General features: G+C 41.9%; 19 protein-coding genes and 2 pseudogenes. 14 read left to right on the forward strand and 7 right to left on the reverse strand.

The window, feature by feature from the left end:
• Positions 1–314: 314 nt before the first annotated feature.
• Complete coding sequence (locus DN392_RS31265) at positions 315–623, reverse strand: hypothetical protein (RefSeq protein WP_306419286.1); 309 nt, start codon at positions 621–623, stop codon at positions 315–317.
• A gap of 324 nt (positions 624–947) precedes the next feature.
• Between DN392_RS31265 and DN392_RS18340 the strand changes: the two genes are divergently transcribed.
• Positions 948–1,274 (forward strand): hypothetical protein, encoded by a 327-nt coding sequence (locus DN392_RS18340; protein ID WP_064056643.1) that lies wholly within the window; start codon positions 948–950, stop codon positions 1,272–1,274.
• A gap of 255 nt (positions 1,275–1,529) precedes the next feature.
• On the opposite strand, the pseudogene DN392_RS18345 reads toward DN392_RS18340, so the two are convergent.
• Positions 1,530–1,763 (reverse strand): annotated as a pseudogene (locus DN392_RS18345) (GNAT family N-acetyltransferase); the annotation flags it as partial.
• 213 nt (positions 1,764–1,976) lie between these two features.
• On the opposite strand from DN392_RS18345, the gene DN392_RS18350 reads away from it, so the two are divergent.
• Entirely contained in the window at positions 1,977–2,225 is a 249-nt protein-coding gene (locus DN392_RS18350; RefSeq protein ID WP_080609445.1) for a polyprotein, read from the forward strand.
• A 1,604-nt stretch (positions 2,226–3,829) separates the two neighbouring features.
• On the opposite strand, the gene DN392_RS18355 is transcribed toward DN392_RS18350, so the two are convergent.
• Positions 3,830–4,075, reverse strand: a complete 246-nt coding sequence (locus tag DN392_RS18355; protein WP_370512826.1) for a BRO-N domain-containing protein — start codon at positions 4,073–4,075, stop codon at positions 3,830–3,832.
• 168 nt (positions 4,076–4,243) lie between these two features.
• On the opposite strand from DN392_RS18355, the gene DN392_RS18360 reads away from it, so the two are divergent.
• A complete protein-coding gene (locus DN392_RS18360) occupies positions 4,244–4,627 on the forward strand; it encodes a hypothetical protein (RefSeq protein ID WP_149238080.1) in 384 nt (127 codons plus the stop codon).
• Between the two features lie 36 nt (positions 4,628–4,663).
• On the opposite strand, the gene DN392_RS18365 is transcribed toward DN392_RS18360, so the two are convergent.
• The 4 genes from DN392_RS18365 to DN392_RS31270 all read right to left on the reverse strand — a co-directional run bounded on the left by DN392_RS18365 (position 4,664) and on the right by DN392_RS31270 (position 6,791).
• Positions 4,664–4,984, reverse strand: a complete 321-nt coding sequence (locus tag DN392_RS18365) for a hypothetical protein (RefSeq protein WP_149238081.1) — start codon at positions 4,982–4,984, stop codon at positions 4,664–4,666.
• Positions 4,985–5,127: 143 nt separating this feature from the next.
• Positions 5,128–5,514: an NUMOD4 domain-containing protein gene (locus tag DN392_RS18370; RefSeq protein WP_149238082.1), complete on the reverse strand. Its 387-nt coding sequence runs from the start codon at positions 5,512–5,514 to the stop codon at positions 5,128–5,130.
• A gap of 69 nt (positions 5,515–5,583) precedes the next feature.
• Positions 5,584–6,396: a MarR family transcriptional regulator gene (locus DN392_RS18375; RefSeq protein WP_149238083.1), complete on the reverse strand. Its 813-nt coding sequence runs from the start codon at positions 6,394–6,396 to the stop codon at positions 5,584–5,586.
• 173 nt (positions 6,397–6,569) lie between these two features.
• Positions 6,570–6,791, reverse strand: a complete 222-nt coding sequence (locus DN392_RS31270) for a helix-turn-helix domain-containing protein (protein ID WP_149238084.1) — start codon at positions 6,789–6,791, stop codon at positions 6,570–6,572.
• Positions 6,792–8,148: 1,357 nt separating this feature from the next.
• On the opposite strand from DN392_RS31270, the gene DN392_RS18385 reads away from it, so the two are divergent.
• The 11 genes and pseudogenes from DN392_RS18385 to DN392_RS18430 all read left to right on the forward strand — a co-directional run bounded on the left by DN392_RS18385 (position 8,149) and on the right by DN392_RS18430 (position 16,759).
• Positions 8,149–8,358 (forward strand): helix-turn-helix domain-containing protein, encoded by a 210-nt coding sequence (locus tag DN392_RS18385; protein ID WP_087950116.1) that lies wholly within the window; start codon positions 8,149–8,151, stop codon positions 8,356–8,358.
• Between the two features lie 198 nt (positions 8,359–8,556).
• Positions 8,557–8,799, forward strand: a complete 243-nt coding sequence (locus DN392_RS18390) for a hypothetical protein (RefSeq protein ID WP_149238085.1) — start codon at positions 8,557–8,559, stop codon at positions 8,797–8,799.
• The gene (locus DN392_RS18395) at positions 8,800–9,387 is read left to right on the forward strand and encodes an ArsR/SmtB family transcription factor (RefSeq protein ID WP_149238086.1); all 588 of its coding nucleotides are present in this window, start codon (positions 8,800–8,802) and stop codon (positions 9,385–9,387) included.
• 94 nt (positions 9,388–9,481) lie between these two features.
• Positions 9,482–10,171, forward strand: a complete 690-nt coding sequence (locus DN392_RS18400; RefSeq protein ID WP_255448023.1) for a hypothetical protein — start codon at positions 9,482–9,484, stop codon at positions 10,169–10,171.
• Between the two features lie 192 nt (positions 10,172–10,363).
• A complete protein-coding gene (locus DN392_RS18405) occupies positions 10,364–10,642 on the forward strand; it encodes a hypothetical protein (protein ID WP_149238087.1) in 279 nt (92 codons plus the stop codon).
• A gap of 100 nt (positions 10,643–10,742) precedes the next feature.
• Positions 10,743–10,889: pseudogene (locus DN392_RS31095) on the forward strand (HGGxSTG domain-containing protein); the annotation flags it as partial.
• 123 nt (positions 10,890–11,012) lie between these two features.
• On the forward strand, positions 11,013–11,291 hold the full coding sequence (locus DN392_RS30900) for a hypothetical protein (RefSeq protein WP_255448025.1): 279 nt from the start codon (positions 11,013–11,015) through the stop codon (positions 11,289–11,291).
• A 79-nt stretch (positions 11,292–11,370) separates the two neighbouring features.
• Positions 11,371–13,692, forward strand: a complete 2,322-nt coding sequence (locus DN392_RS18415) for a hypothetical protein (RefSeq protein ID WP_149238089.1) — start codon at positions 11,371–11,373, stop codon at positions 13,690–13,692.
• Positions 13,693–13,737: 45 nt separating this feature from the next.
• Entirely contained in the window at positions 13,738–14,007 is a 270-nt protein-coding gene (locus DN392_RS18420; RefSeq protein ID WP_080609427.1) for a hypothetical protein, read from the forward strand.
• 251 nt (positions 14,008–14,258) lie between these two features.
• Positions 14,259–16,454: a hypothetical protein gene (locus DN392_RS18425; protein ID WP_149238090.1), complete on the forward strand. Its 2,196-nt coding sequence runs from the start codon at positions 14,259–14,261 to the stop codon at positions 16,452–16,454.
• Positions 16,451–16,759 (forward strand): hypothetical protein, encoded by a 309-nt coding sequence (locus DN392_RS18430; protein WP_149238091.1) that lies wholly within the window; start codon positions 16,451–16,453, stop codon positions 16,757–16,759. The genes DN392_RS18425 and DN392_RS18430 overlap by 4 nt, the downstream gene beginning before the upstream one ends.
• The last annotated feature ends 233 nt before the right edge of the window (positions 16,760–16,992 follow it).

The following is a 16,992-nucleotide window of genomic DNA, read 5'->3' on the forward strand; positions in this document are numbered from 1 at the left end:
ACAAAAATAAGAGCCGTCCTGTTGGGCGGCTTTTATTTTTGTTCGGTTCATCAAGTTTAAACACAGCATTCTTTTTTATCTATATATCTATGTATGCTGGCTTAGAGACATAGTCGATATACGATTAGCCCCACTTACCCTTATCAGTGTATTTGTATAACATAGTAATAACTTCGGCTCTGGTTGCAAAGTCGTTTCCACGACTACCGTCATAAATACCTTGACCTGTTCCCCATGCAATTGAATTACTGAAACCGCCTTTAGGAGACCATGCAGGGCTATTGAAACGCTTTTGATAGAGCATGGCTACCGCTTCATGACGAGTGATCCGGATCAGCTCCACGTGATCCGTCAGAAATACCTCGATTTATTACATACTGGCGCGCTTCATCGTAAGAGTTGTACCGTCTTTGAGAATAATTAGCAATCATAATCCAAAAGTCTTTTCGATACGCCGGACTATCTCTCATATCAAATTTAATGACATAGTTTCTAATAGCCCAATCCATTTGAGGATCTGCCCAATGTGCTGAAGCTTCTTTTGGGGCGATTGTTGCTAACCCTGTAGATAACGTAATAGCAGCAATTACAACAAACATAACCTTTTTTAGTTTTTTTAACATATTTTCCATTCCTTCCCTATGTGTGTATTACTTTTAGTACATTATAATATTGGCTTTTAAAAGTAAATAGATATATTGATATTTATAGGGATAATTTGTGAAATCAACAACAAAATGGAATTGTATATGTGTGGAATTTTTTATTTATTCCATAACAAACTTACCTTTAAATTTAACAATATGATAGATATAGAGTAAATGTATATTAAAAACGTTAAGCTAGCTTAACGTTTACTTAATGGAACTTTGGTAAACTTAGTTGTGTAGTTATTACATAACGAAAAAGGAGTCGAAATATGACACGCACCCTAATACGAAACATCAATGCCAGGTTACGAAGAACTAAAGTGGTATCCTATTGAAGTGAAGCGAGGGAAGCAGACGTTTCAATTTGAGGTGTATCGCTCAGATAATGAAATATCCGTATTCTATATCGATGAGCTAGGACGGAAACGTGAGATAACAAGTACTGAAGAGTTAGCCATGATGTTGGTAGTAGCTGAAGATAAGAAGCGCTTTTTGAATTTCGTAGGAGATTCTGAATGGGTTCTGTTAGACGGAGTGTGTGCTGATAGAGGGATGACGAAAGAGGAGATATCGGCGTATTTATATTTGAAGACGCATGTATTGGACGCGATGGAAGAAAAATGAATACAACAAGAAAACCGCCTTAGAGGGCGGTCTTTTTTGTGGATAAATTCGTCGGAATACGGAATTTATTGCGGTATTTATTTAACGGAATTCACATATTACCGCTTGTACAAATAGTAAGATGTAGGGTGAAATGTGGATAACGATAAACATCGTTAAGAGTGAACGGTATCAACAACCGTATTGAACAAAAACATTCCTCATTGTACGTCTCCAACCTCTAAAGTATCGTAATTAAGCGAACACGATTGCTTATTATCGATACATCGTCCACATCCCGATATCTTTAAATCCTAGTCGTTTATAAATTCGTCCAGCAGCTGGATTGTTATAAAATAAACAAAGTGTTCGGCCTTCTTTCGTAAAGTCCTGAATCATTTTTTGTAGTATGAGTGAAGCGTAGCCATTTCCACGATAATTCGGGTGTGTACATACACCAACTACCATAGCGGATAATGAATTTTCAGCGGAAGTAGAGGCGGATGTTAAGCCTGATGAGGTGTTATCTATGAGTGACCACTCTTTTAGTTATTCGTTTAGGAAAATTATAGAGGTTACAGACTTGTGAGTCAATAACTATTCAGCTGGAACTTGTGAGGTAGTATTCGACAAAAGTAGGTGCCGTCTCAGGTGGTATTGATAGGGAAAAATTTGGGGATAAATAGAATAACTATTTATGAAAACTAAGAGGAGGAATATAAAATGTTTAAGTGGTTTAAGAAGTGGGTTAACGGGCACGACAACCTAGATCAGGCTGCTATTGAGTTTTATATCGGTGACGATAGAGTCGTTCTCATAGGTGCTGATGCAAGGAACTTTGTCGCTAACTTTAATAAGAAATACCAAACTCTATATGTTGAAAATAAATTAACTGGAATGAATATACGATTTAGGGTGTTTCATGTGGGTACCTACAAGAGAACAACTTATAAAGTAGCAACTGGGAGGTAGGAAACTGATAGATTTTATGGAAGTAGTAATGAGCAAGTAGTTTGCTGGCTCGGTCGCCTTGTTAGTTGTAGCTATAGGGAGTTGGTTCTTCCTTTGGAGTGATGTACCTAAAAAGAAGTGAGGCATCCAGCTCAGGGGGAACGATAAAGTTTTACTCGATTGGTTACAACTACAGAGGAAGACTCCATTGTTTCACACCTCCACCCCGACGCACTGACTATTCCCGCATATGAGTTAGGAACTATTCGAGGTCATATGACCATGAAAGTATTACCCCTCCAGAGTATGCCTCCTTATATCTTATCCACCAGTATACCTACAGAGGTATAGTTACAGAGGAATTGCATAGCCTACAGAGACAGCAACCCTTTAGTACCAACTAGTGAGCTTGCCTCCCAGTGAATATGACTGAGTAGATATACACTAGTGTCACCCCTAACAGACCCGCTACCTCATACAGTAATTTATTCAAAGGACTAGTAGAGGTAGAACCAACCTAGATGTACCAAGGAGGCAGATACCCTAGAGTATACCTACAGATCTATACTTGCAGTTTACATAATCAGTCTTATGGGAAGTGACTAATGTGGTTACAACTGTTAGCCAAACTTGAAAGTGAACTAATGAGGTAGCCGAAAGTAAGACACCTCTCCTTAGCCTTATCCTGAGCCCTACACACTAGCCTATCCATATTGTACACTCTATATATCCCCACCTCTGAGAGAGCCTCGTAGACCCCTCATATAGCACGTGCACACAGGCTCCCTATATAGCCTACACTATACAGTACACATAGAGACAGCCTACTCACTGTACACTACATAGACCTGCCTCACTAGGCTGCACACGTAGGCACATACACTATAGCTATACATATAGCCTGCCTCACTAGATACACACAGAGACAGTACCTATATTGTGCGTACTCATATGGCATTGTGTTTATTTATCTATGTGCCTATGCCTCCTTAGATCACCCTGTACGCTTACCTATGAGACGGCTAACACTTAGGTTATGCTTGCGTGCTGCTGGCTCACCAGTGGGCTATAGAGGGCGCTAGCTACAGAGGTGGCTGGCTCAAGGGTACCCATACTTTTAGGACGGCAGGGGGGTGTGCGTATAGCGGTAGTGGACATACGTAGTAGAATATATATAGAAAAATCGACCCCTCTAGCCACCTCCTCCCTAGCCACACCATTTAGAATTTTTCTCCCTCGCATAATCGACCTCCCAGACATCTCCTATTTAGCCACCTCCTCCCTAGAAATATTATAAAAAGTTTCCCCAACATCGATACTACTCACGAGACAAACTTAGAAGGTGACAACTTGTCCCTATCTCGTCAGAATAAAATTTTTAGAATCTCTAACATTGACCTTACTCACCACCAGACTGTCTACAGAGATAACTGATAGCCGTCTCCTATAATTGACTTTTAAATATTTAAATACAAAGGCGAATACTATTCGTGTTGACTAATAGGCTCACTTCAAATGAGGGTATTCTACAGAGACGGCGCTAACGAGTTTACTATTAGTAAAGCCATTTCCTAATCTGACTTCCCAATTCGGGATGCCAGATCTATGGCCCTATCACTCTATCGTTATGTACCATTGAGACGGATGTTCTTTAGAATTTTCTTCACTTCCCTTTTCCACTGTTTGGCGATTGGCTTGCGAGATTGCATTAGTACCTCGTAGATGCCGTCCTCTGTGATGAAAGTTGATATCTGTTCTCCTCCAAGGGTCGAAACATTGTTTAGTACCTTGTCTTCTTCTTCAACCATTCTCATCATAACAGTCAAATTTGTGTGTCCAATCCATTCAGCTACATCCTTAGCTAGGAACAATGGTTCCTCCACAGTTCCATAAACTTTAAAGCCTTTCCCTAGAACTTCCTGCTCGAGACAGCTTCCTCATCAGTCATACCACAGTATTACCTATATGCAATATATAGAATTACTATTGAGGTGGCTCCCAGTCCTCACCTATAATGGTAACCATAGAGGAGGGATAAGATGTTCACGACCATAGAGACACCACTAGGCAGTATCCGTACTCACCAAGGTAACTACATAGCCAAAGATATAATCATGAGCAAGATAGGCTACAGGAGTATGACTGATCTGTTAGCTAAGGTAGACGACACTGAGCAGGGATACATACAAATGCCTGCTGGGTACAAGCTACGAGTCCTAACTCCTAGAGGGCTACAGCAGTTCTTCGATAGGACGAACTCTACTAAAGACAAGTTCGGTACCATGAGAGAGTGGTGGCTTACCAGAGAGAAGGATAGGGGAGAGGATGCTATACAGTTGTACCTAAATGGATGCGTTCTCTATGGGATGGCTGTTAATTTGTGGCTAATGAGGGTGTCGATTAAAGCGACCCCTTTGAGGTAGACAAAAGAAAAGGAGCTAACCTGTTAGGCTAACTCCTTAGCATACTCCAAGCAAATACTTATTGTGCTCTCGTTCCTGTTTAGCCAAACTCTTCACCTTAATCTTAGGTAGCTGTACCTGTGAGACCGCCATTTCTAAGGTGTCAAAATGACTCATTAGAGCTGTGTACAACTGAGGACGTTCTCTCTCCAAGTACCCTGCTGAGATCGGCTTACCTAGATACTTCATCTCGGCTAACACCTCCAGGCACGTCTCAGCAGGAGACAGCATCTCCATTTGGCTTGTGCCTGTGTAGGCTTTCTCAATTGTCTGTCTCACTTGGCTGCTGATTGGTAACATCGATACGTTTAGTTTCATTAGTATTCCTCCTTGGGTTTAAGTGTCGGTTTAACCGACGGTTTATGTCTGCAAGTTATGCAGGTATGAGTCGGCAGTCTAGGGAGACCGCCAGCTCTATAGGTGTTACATATTGTGTAACGGGTTCGGCTCAAGGGGTGAGCCTATGAAGCTATTATTTTAGAGGATCTTGCTTGCATCCAGTGTAGGGTGTTCTCCTTGTGAGTTACCCACTCTAGATTCCTTACATCGTTATTCCATTTGTCTAAGTCTCTGTGGTTCACACAAGGTTTACTATGAGGGTTATCTATAAAGGTTTGTGCTACGATGCGATGTACGCTAATCCAGTCTTGTTTGCCGTCTCTGTAGAGGGAGACTGTTTTGTATTCTCCGTTGTACTGATTGAGGATGCGCTCTGGTAGTACTTCTTCGTTGCCGTACTCATTGATTACATATCGTTCTAATCGTTTGATTCTACCGAGGTCGCTTACTTCGTATAGTCCTTCGTATCCTTTAACTGGCATCCATAACTCGAATAATTCATTTGTCATTGTAGTCTCCTTCGACCTGAGAGGCAGGTCTTGTTTAGTGTGGGTTAACACGAGGTTTATTGGTAGGGGTTACTTCTTAAAGTTGTTACGAGAGAGAGAAGCCTTTTCGATATTGTCCAGTAGCTCCTCAAAAGTAATCTTCTTAGCTTGCCTGCTCACAGCTTTTGGATCTAAACAGATAGCCTCTGTAATTGATTTAACTTCAACGATTAACCTAGCTCGGTTAAGCTCGTCCATTAATTTCTTAACGGTGTTTTTTGAGATTCCTAGAGTGTCAATCAAGTGAGATCGTTTAAGTAGAATAAGCTTACTAGTGTCTGCCTCGTTAGGATTCTCAACTACTAGGTTTGTCTTCCAATTCATCTGAGTTAGTAACAAGGCGAACAATCCTAGAGTATTAAGTGGTAAGTCCTTTGCCTTCTCGTGGAGGTGAGTCTTGAATAGTTTCACTGTTTTGTATTCGCCTTCTAGCTTGCCACAAATGTAAACTGCATCGTTCATATCTACATAAGTTGTTTTCCCTTCGGTCACTCGTGTGATTACTCCGTTAGCTTCCAACTCTGATAGTACTTTATTAATCTGAGATCGAGTCTTTCCTAGCTTATTCACTAGGGATTTGACACTGATGCGATCTCCTCTGTCGTCACACAAGAAACCTTCATGGCCGATACTCATGCAAGTTGCTAAGTAGAGTAGGAGTCCGTGTTGCTGTAGTGTTAGGTTTTCCTTAATGGCATCGTACCTATCGAGAATCATTCTGCTGTAGTGGTGCTTGTCCTTCTTGATTTTAGCGAACTCCTTTCTAGCCTCTTGTTGAGCTGGCGATAAAGTGTCATATCCTGCCTCGTGTAATACCTGTTTGGCTTCCTTAACTGTAATCATTCAGTGTTCCTCCTTATATCGTGCTTTATAGATGGGTCAAAAAATGCGTCGATTCTCCAAATATGGGTCAAAAAATGCGTCGATAAAAACAGGCTCAAACCCTTGGGAATCTAAGGCTCAACCATGTTTTGCTATGTGAAACCCTTCTTTATATCTTATGTGTACTACCTCGGCTACCTCTCCTTAGAATCTAAGTACTCACTAATCCGTCTCAAGGTTTCTAAACTGTATTGCATCTTATCAGCTCTCCACTTATAAATATTGTTGTGATGGAGACCGAGTTGTCTTGATACAAACCTCATAGACACTCCATTAGATTCCACATAAGTATTAAACCTTTCTAACACTCTCTTATTGTTAGTTTCCATGTTGACTCCTCCTTTAGGGGTATACATTCATGTGCATGTCTAACTTGGTAAATAAAACAGCCAGCCTTAACTGGTTCACTAATATAGTAGCTCCTCTATGGGGTCTCATATATAAAGTAGCCTTGACCAGACAGCTCCATTTTGTCCCTCTATAAACATAGTAGCAACACGGTATACTAAGTGACACTAGGTAGCCATCCTCCTCAACCTTATCATGCTGTTATCCTATCCTGAAATACCATAGAGACAGCCTAAGTTGTACCTTCTCTATAGAGCTTACCATCTCAAGGTTAATCTAATTGCAGTCTACTGAGGAGACAGTCTGTTAGTTATTCTAGTTAGATCCTAACTCTATAGGTATTTAATTATTAAAATCATTTAAAACAAAGTCTATACAGAGACAGACTATTAGTTAATCTCTAGAGAATTACTTATATGTATTCTAATTAATTATCCTTCTCTAGGTTTTAGGTATTTAAATATTTAAAAACAAAAGAACTATATGAGGCAGAGTCTTATAGATTACTTCTCTAGAGGTAAGTCTTTAAAGATTATTCTCTAGAGACATACTCCTCTAGTAGACTTTTAAATATCTAAATAATTAACTAACAGGTAATCTATTAGTTTTGTCTATATAGTAATCCTCTCTAGGTACTTCTCTTTAGGTCTGTCTCTAGAGTATAGCCTTTGTAGCACCTGTGAGATAGCCGGCTATAGGGGTTAACCCTAGTGGTACCAAGGGATACAGCTGTTTAGAGGTAGCGAAATTAGGTACAGAGTGCAAGAAAGTGTACACATTTTGTGGCTGTCTCTAAGTTAGGAACGAGGGAGGGAATGCTATTAGGATATAACTTGTAGGGTACTGGCTAAGGAGGTTGTCCCTAAAGTACTACTATATTTATAGAGAGATAGACAAGGTGATATACGGTAAGACTACTATATATATGAGACAGCAAAAGGAAATTGTCACGTCAACCGTACTATATAGTATAGGCTGATAAAGGAATCACTCACGGTGAACCTACTATATAAGTAACACCCCATAGATAAGCTACTATATTAGTAAGACAGCACAGCAAACGTACTATATATATGAGACGGCAAAAGAGAGTTGTCTGGTTAGGTCTACTATATATTGAAGGCGATAAAAGCAACGGAGTTATTGCTCTTAGGACATCTACCCCCTAGCGGTGTCTTAACAGGAGTAACGCTTTTGGGGAAGCATGCAAGTTACTCTCTCCTTAATTAATTCATTGTCACTCTCCGGTGATACCATAGAGTCGGCTTGGCTGGTTACCGAGTCGGCTTCCTCTTTGGGGAGTGTGCATAACTGTTTAAACAATTTGACTCACCTATATAGATAAACGGAAGAGGAGGAAACGATATGACAATCATGTTTTACATCGACTTAGAAAGCCTATGTAAGCAACACGATAAGACACTGACTCGGTTATCTGAAGAGTCGGGAGTCACAAGAGCAACGCTCTCTCGGGTTAAGGCTACAGGGTCAGGAACACTTGAGACGATAAGCGCAATAGCTACGGCACTAAAGATTGAAGATCCAGAGAGAATCATTCGAGTAATGAAGAAGTAACACAGAGGAAGCCAACTAACCAACCAAACCAAGGAGAGGATGACTAATGAGAAAATCATTCAAGGTTAAAATCGAGATGCAAGACAGACAGCACCAATTAGAGATGGACAGAATTAGGATGAACCACGAGAGCAGCCTGAGAGACTTACAACTTAAGTATCACCTAGAGAGAATGAACAGAACAATGGAGGTGGCTAAATGAGAAACGCCTACTTGGTTTATCAGATCCGTTGGAAGTTCGCTAACACAAGAGTCATACTCAAAGGTTACCATGTAGCCAAGTGTGGAGACGGCAAACAAGAGAAGCACGCTAAGTTAATCGAAAAGACATACAGACAGGTTTACAACACAGACATCACTCACCTAATCAGCATTGACTGTGAGGAAGTAAACGAGGAGATGTACAAGCACTACAAAGACAAATACGAGGAGGCGATATAAATGGATAAACAATGGCAGGGCTACTTAGATTGGCGCTCTCAGAAAGGATACAAGGGATTGTCTACTGAGGAGCAATACAATGAGTTCTTAGCAGAGACAGGAAGCCCTACAGACGATGAGAAGATGTCTAAGGAAGAATTAGCTGAGACGGAAGAACTATTCAAGGATGTAACTATCAAGGACAAAGTGAGAGCAACTTTCGAGGCGGTACGCTTAGTAGCTACACTAGGAGGAGAAATGACTTATGACTGTATAGCTCAACAAACAGGCTATTCGCTTAGAACTGTTAAGTACCACATTGAGGAGCTGGCTCAGAAGGGTTATATCTCAATCAAACGCGGAGTACATGCTAACAGTTATTTTATCGGAGTTAATATGGCTAACAAGAAGAAGCCCAAGAAGGCAATCAAGTTCGAAGAGAAGATGACTTTTGAGGATGGATGTACTGATATCTCAGGAGTAGTGACTATCAAGGATGGCATCAACGAGACACACATTACGACTTACGTAGTGGAAACACTATTAGATCGCACAGCAGAAGCACTAAGAGAGATGGACGGCTTAGGGAAATTGAGAGAACAATCCTAGACTGTCCCATATATACAGTAACACAAAAGGTTTCATTTGACAATCATGTCCCTTATGAGGACGCCAAACTAAAACAAAACTAGGAGAGTGGTTAATGATGATGAACACACTAAGAGGATTATTCGCAATGAACACAAAGGTTAAAACTGAGGAAGCAGCTACAAAGGAAATCGACAAGTTACAGGCTAATGAGTCGGACTTACAAGTACAACTAAGCAACGCACAATCAAGTCATTCTAAAGTATCGGCTGCGTTGAATATTATCGAGGCTTCTTTAGTGATTGATGAGACAGACAAACAAGCCCTAGCTCAACAGAAGAAAGCTAACAGCAAACTAGAAGGGTTAGCTAAAGAGATTGAGTCTACTCAGGTTAAACTGGCAGAGGTTAGTTCTAAGAAGCAAGAAGCAGTTAAAGAGCTATACCGTTCTCGTGGTGAATTGGCTCGTAAGGCTAACGTAAAGAATAGACGAGATATGGCTGTAGGTCACTTCTTCAACCGAGCGTTTGGTATCGAACAAGGAGATGCTCGTGGGTTATACGCTGAGCACAACCAGAATGGTATCGACTTAGGAGTGGCTTACGGGGTTGGACATACGGACTCACTGGAGTCTAGCTCGGATGACTGGAAGTTCATCGTAGGTATGAACAATGAGGACGAGTCATTAGCTAACTTACAAACTGCTGAGATTCGAAAAGAGATAGGAGAGGCTATCAAAGCAGTCTTCGAGAAGCACGACATTAAACTAACAGAACAATCGTTAAGAAACCTGTCTAACCTATAAGTTGGATAGGTCTTATATAGCATTACCCTAGAGGTGGGTACTGAGTTGGTGACCGCTGAAACCAGACTACACAGGTGGAGGAAGCTAACTCGGTAAATCGTCTCCACTAGAAAGTTAACAAGACGAATGTAACAGCCGTAACTCAGAAGGTGGCTTTCCTATACAAATTAAACAATGGAGGAGGAAACTAACATGAACGAGACACATATCAGAATGGCACAGTTGAGAATGGAACGTAAATTCAAGGCGTTCTCTGAGAAGTTAGACAACATGAACGAGCAACTAACGAGAGAGCGACAAGCATTCGCTGAACAGAAGAAGGCTAATGAGGAAGCGAAGTTCCGAAAGGAATACGATGAGTATCTAATCAGCATTGGCAAGAAGGAACGTCCTATCGAGATGAGCAAGGAAGATAAAGAGTACTACGACAAATACGTAGCCGGCTTAGGGCTAGGACAGAGGAAGCGATAATATGACTAGACCAAAGAAACTACCGGACGGACTCAGGGAGTGCATAAACGATGTGAGAGATCGCCTGCTCAGTGGTGAACTCACAAAGGACTCTGATGAGATGGTAACTATCAAGAAGAAACTAAAAGCCGAGGATAGTATCTGTGGAGCTATCAAAGGTAACAATACAGTCTGTGTTAATAAGCCGTCTAATGAGAAGAACCTACGATGCAGATACCACGGAAGCGAAAGTACAGGAGCAACTACAGAGGAGGGAAAGAAGAAGATGAAAGAAAACTTAGCTAAAGGAAGACAGCCTATTCATGGCCTATATCAGAAGGACTTCTTAGCGACACTCACAGAGGAAGAGAAGGGCTGGTATAGCGATACTATGCAGTGGTACAAAGATAACTACGAGGACTTAGATCCGTTAGATATCTCGAAGATTGACCTAGCTCTAATCAATACATTGAAGAGTTGGCGCAAGAATGGACAATCAATGGACTATGCGGTTAATGAACGAGTTAGTATGGCAGACTTTGAGTCTCGTATGATTAGATTACTAGACGACTTAGGTATGTCTTGTAAGTTCCGTAAGAGTCGCGACAACGCAAGTAATGAAACTAAGGTTTCTTGGAATGCCTTGTTTGATGGAATGGACGGTAAATAAGAACTAATGAGGACGCTGACTTGCCTATTTTGCAGGTGGGCTTATTTGTCGTTCTCACATAAAGGAAGGTGAAACTTAAGTGGCGTCGGTAATAGACATAATCATACAGGCTCAAGATAGAGCTAGCAATAAGTTTAGAAGCACAGCAGTAGAAGCTAATAAGATGGCGGCTATCATAGGTACGATCGGAGTAGTAGGCTCAGGAGCTTTAGTTCCCCTGATAGGTGGACTCGGAGCAGTAGTCTCCTTATTTGGGACAGCTGGGATAGCCGCTGCAGGGTTTGGTGCTCTCGCATTTACAACGATAAGTAAGACTATAGAGACAGCTAACGATCTCGAAGAAGCCCAGCTCAAAGCGAATGCAGCCTTAATAGCAGGAGACACCAAGGGTTACGCCAAACAGATGGCTCTCGTGCAGGCTATCATGGAGAGTTTAACTGCTGAGGAGAAGAAAGCCGTCATAGCAATAAATCAATTGAGTGATGCCTGGCGGGAGATGGAGAACAAAATGGCTCCTACCACGTTAAAACTCGTAGCTGAGTCTACAGACTTCCTCAGATTGACAATGACTAAGTTGTTCCCTTCTTTCCAAGGAGTCGGAGAATCATTCGCGGGGATGATTAAGAAGATGAATGATGGGATCACTCAGGGTAAGGCTGATAAGTTCTTCGAGCATATGAACACTTTCGCAGTGCCTATGTTTGAAATGGTAATGAAGTCAGCAGGGAACATCCTTAAAGGCTTTGGAGACATCATGATAGCATTCACTCCTCTAGGGATGCAATTAGGTGCAGGCATGGTAGACCTGACTCAGAAGTTCGCTAACTGGGCAGCGGGATTACAGTCGAACAAGGCATTCCAAGACTTTGTATCAATGGTTCAAACGAGTACGCCGGTTGTCATGGGCTTCATAGGGCAGCTAATACAGACATTATGGAAGATCATGATGGCGCTAGCTCCTTTAGGGGTACAAGTATTTGAACTAGGTACGAAATTCCTTAAGTGGGCTGAGGAGTCGGGTGCTCTTGATACGGCACTTAATGTTGTGAGTACGGCTGTGCAATTCCTAATAGACAACGCTAGTACGCTGGTACCTATCATAGTAGGCGCTTGGGCTGCCTTCCAAGCTATCATGGGTATTGTATCTCTAGTAGGAATTATTGGCTCGGTAGTCACAGCCTTTAAAGCAATCAATAGTGTACTTAAGATAACTCAAGGGGTAATGATGCTAGCTCGTGGGGCTATGTTACTCTTTAACGCTACATTGTGGGCTAACCCGATCACTTGGGTAGTAGCGGCTATAGTGGCGCTTATCGCAGTAGGTGTACTCCTGTATAAGAACTGGGACGAGATCACAGCTTGGTGTAAAAAGATGTGGGACACTATGAAGAAGAAATATGAGGAAGGAAAGAAAGCTGTAACAGATGCCTACAACGGTATGATTCAATCAGTTAAGGATTGGTGGAATGATACTAAACAGAAGTGGAATGACATGGTCGATACTGTTAAGAACAAAGCTGAAGAGATGAAAGTAAAAGCTGTCGCTGCTTATGAGAATTTAAAACGTGAGGCGGTACAGAAGGTACTCAACTTAGTTAACGATGTTCGTACTAAGTGGGAGCAAATCAAGTCGGATGCAACTAACAAGATTAACGAGATGAAGACTTCTGTAGTGAACAAATACAACGAGCTTAAGAACGATGCAGTTAATCGTCTCCAAGGTATGGTTAGTGATGCTCGTCAGAAGTTCTCTGATATGGTTCAAGCTGCTAAAGACAAGGTCAGCTCAATGGCTAGTGCCGGTAAGGATATGCTCAGTGGTTTCAAGAATGCTGTGGTAGAAGGATTCAATAAGGCTGTGGACTCTGTGTTTAAAGGCGGAGAGAACATGGTCAAGCAGGTTAAAGTCTTCGCTAAGTCGTTCTACAACTCAGGTAAAGGACTACTGAGTGAGTTTGTTGATGGCATAAAGTCAGGCTTTGGGAAAGCTGTATCGGCTGTCTCTGAAGGTATGAGTAGAGTACGTTCTTACTTACCGTTCTCACCTGCTAAGAAGGGACCACTTAGTGACCTAGACAAGTCAGGTAAGGCATTCTTCCCAACTTGGTATGAAGCTGCATTGACTCAAGTTAGTTCAATGGAGAGATCGATGGGTAGAGCTTTCGATGGTGTTGCTAACCAAGCCGACGTAGCGCTAGTTGGCACAGGTTTAGAGGCTTTCTCAGGAGGACGCACAACAGTGACGGTTAACCATCAACACACTATTAAAGGTACGGTCGATGTAGACGGCTCAGAGTTACAAGCGCAGATTAATCAGACTGTGAGACAGACAACTACAGAGACAGGCTACTCAAACGGGTTCAACTTCCGCAGTATGAACCAATCAGTAAGACAATTCTAGGGAGCTTCGGCTCCTTAGTTATTAAATCACAAGGAGAGATGACTAATGAACAATTACTTTAAGGTGACAGTTAGATATATCCAACATGGTGAGGCTTATGAGGTAGAACACTTTATGGAGACACCTGCCGATATAAACGAGGCTATGAAGATTTACTCACAGGTAATCGCTAAGGCATACTTAAAAGCATTCGAAGTAACACATGCACAGTTCATTAGTGCCGAGCCTACTCAGGTAAGCGAAATAGAATACAAGAGACAGGCACTATCTCCTAGTGGTAAACGAGATCTTAACATGAGAAAGGCAGGTTACTAATATGAACTACTACCAAGCAAATGTAAGATACATAGAGGATGACCAAGAGTTTATGACTCAACAGTGCTTCCCTATGGATGGTAACCCTATTCTAGTACAAACTAAGTTTAAGAAAATAGTGAGACAGCAACTCGCAGAGGCACTGGTAGACGTAGACGATGTGGAGGTACTAGGAGTTAAGACCTGTAGGGTGCCACGTAAATATTATGAAGCCAACAAAGAACTAAAGATACTAGAGGGAGGCGAACACAATGGCTGAGAAACCATCAACTAACTCGGGGGTTAACACTATATCAGATTTAAACTTTAAGAATGGTTACCGTGAGACTAACTTTAGGTACGAACTCCTAGACAAAGACTACAATGTTATTCGCAACTTAGACAATGTAGAGTCAGCAAACATCTCCTACTCAGCATTTGCCAACATACACCGCACAGCAGACTTTCGCTTTAGAGAAAACACTGTAGCGGACAACTTCACGACAATCACTACAGGGAAGACGTTCACCCAGTTAGATTTTCCTTACAAGGACTGGGCGTATGACCGAGGAGTTATCCTAAGTGGTGGACAGTTAATGCCTGAAAAAGAAATTCCTTACGTAGGTTGGAACGCTGAGATGGAAGGAGAAGTTATAGGGAATCAGACCCGAGAGGGATGGTCTACATTTACTCACGTTGACTTACTCAATCGAACGTACGACCCTAATGAGGTAGGTGTAGTAGGTAATGCTCAACGGATTTACAAGGGAGATCAAACTTTTAAGTTCTTTGGCATCATCTCTGACAGACTGCTATCTCGTGTGGTAGGGCGAACTTATTATTACTCTTTTATAACTCGTATGAAACGACTAGATGCTTGGCAGACTCATACTCCTAAGGTTTGGTTTGTACCTAGTAACGCTGGCTCTATGGATAGTTGGTTCGGGAAGGTAGAAACAACTAACCACACAAGCGAAGACTTAGGAGGTGGATGGAGACTTTGGATAGGGAGCTGGACAATGCCTAGTGGATTCCCTAGTGCGCCTGCTGTTAGGTTCGCAGTAGGGTATGAAGACGGAGGAGCACCTTATGAGATGTGGATTGACAGTGTCTATATGAGAGATTACGGCACAGCAGGTTTTACTTACAAGTTTAATGCCTACTCGCCTACATTCGATATAGATAACACGAAGCAGACTAACGGAGTCTTCCCTAAAATCAAGACTGCTAAGGTTTATTTTGATAACTCGATAGCGCAGTACAACCCTGACTCAGGGTGTTACGTTCCATTTAGCATGGTCTACCTGAGAACGAAGATTGGGACTAGTGGCACATGGTCTGCTTGGAATAGCTACACAAGTGGTCAAACTATAGCAGGCATCCCAGCAGGAACACCTGCAAGCAACGTCTTCATAGAAGCTAACTGGCACTACAATAGGTACAGCCAAGGAGATAGCAAAGCTCGTGTGACAAGTCTTAAGATAGAGGTAGCCTATGATGAACAAGGGAAGCCTCCTCTAAAAGATACAATTGATTATCGTACAAATAGAATTAAGCCTTACTTGAGATGGAACCAAGGTGGCACCTGGCAGGAAGCTCCTCTAGGAGTGTTCATGATGAATAGTCCTAAGAGAGCGGACAAAGGTAGCCGTGTCTACAGAGACGTACAGGGTTACGATCTCCTGAGTATCCTAGATGAAGCCAAAGTAATTTATCCTTTCTCGATTGCACCTGATGTGACTAACGGTTGGAGTAAGGTCATTCGAGACATCCTCACAGGAGCAGACACTCAAGTCCCTGTTAAGTTTGGCTACTCATTCCCCGTGAGTAAGGTCAATGTTCCCCTAAGCCCTAAATCCTCTACAGGAAAGCCTCGTATATATCAAGCAGGAGAGAGTTGGCTCAAGGTGTTAAACGACTTAGCTAGCTGCATAGGTTACCAGGCGTTATTTGCCGACGAGAACGGAGTCATTAATTGTCTCCCTTATGTAAAGCCTAACGAGCGTCCTGTTACGAAGACCTATGAGGATGATGCTATGTCGGTTATGTACTTAGAAGCCGAGGAAGAGTATGACATCTATGACGCGCCTAACGTGTTTGTGTGTACCCAACAAGCGGACTTTGATGGGATTCGATACTACTCTAGATTCTTCAATACTAATGAAGGTAGCCTAACAAGCATTCCTAACGTAGGGCGCTACATCGTAGACTACAGAGAGGTAGATAATATAGACGACCAAGGTAACTTGGATCAGTACTGTGCAAGGGTAGCTATTGAGGCTAGTCAGGCTTATGGAAAGATAGAATTTAGGACTGCACTGATGCCAGCTCATACACACATGAACGCAATGAAGCTTAAGTACAAAAACTTAGCTGTAGACGATGTATACACTGAGACGGCATGGTCTATGGATTTGTCTAACGGTGGACAAATGAGTCACAGTGCTAGGAAGGTGATTAACATATGAGTCAGAAACAAGATGAACTTATGTTTATACAGGCATTAACTACCAAGGTACAGGGAGCTAACACAAACAATAATATCATGGTAGCAACTACAGCAGAAGAAATCCCCGCAGACTACAGTGAGACAGATATCCGAGTGGACTTAGATCCATTCGGTGGTGTCCCTACGATGGTCAATATCAAGCTAACTCATAACGCTAGGGAGACTCTAAAGAGATACGCCTTCGAGGGTTATGAGAACAAAGGAAAGAAAGTCTTGATAGGTTGCTTCGGTAATTTCTATGCTGTAATTGATGTAGTACTGTAATACAGAGGTGGCGCTCTCATAGGTCACCTAAAGGGTTACAAACAGACACAAAAAGGAAGGTAAGATTAATGAGTGTACCACAGAAAAAATCAAGCCTAAGTAAATTAGACCTGGAGAGTCGATCCCACAGGTGGAGATTATACTTGTTTATAGCTCTAACGTATATGGTGTTAGCTGGCTCTATATGGTTTGGCCTACAGAGTTTAGCGTTATTGCTCCCGATGTTATTCACA

The organism is Bacillus sp. BB51/4 (assembly GCF_008368845.1).
GTDB classification, from domain to species: Bacteria; Bacillota; Bacilli; order Bacillales; family Bacillaceae_G; genus Bacillus_A; species Bacillus_A wiedmannii.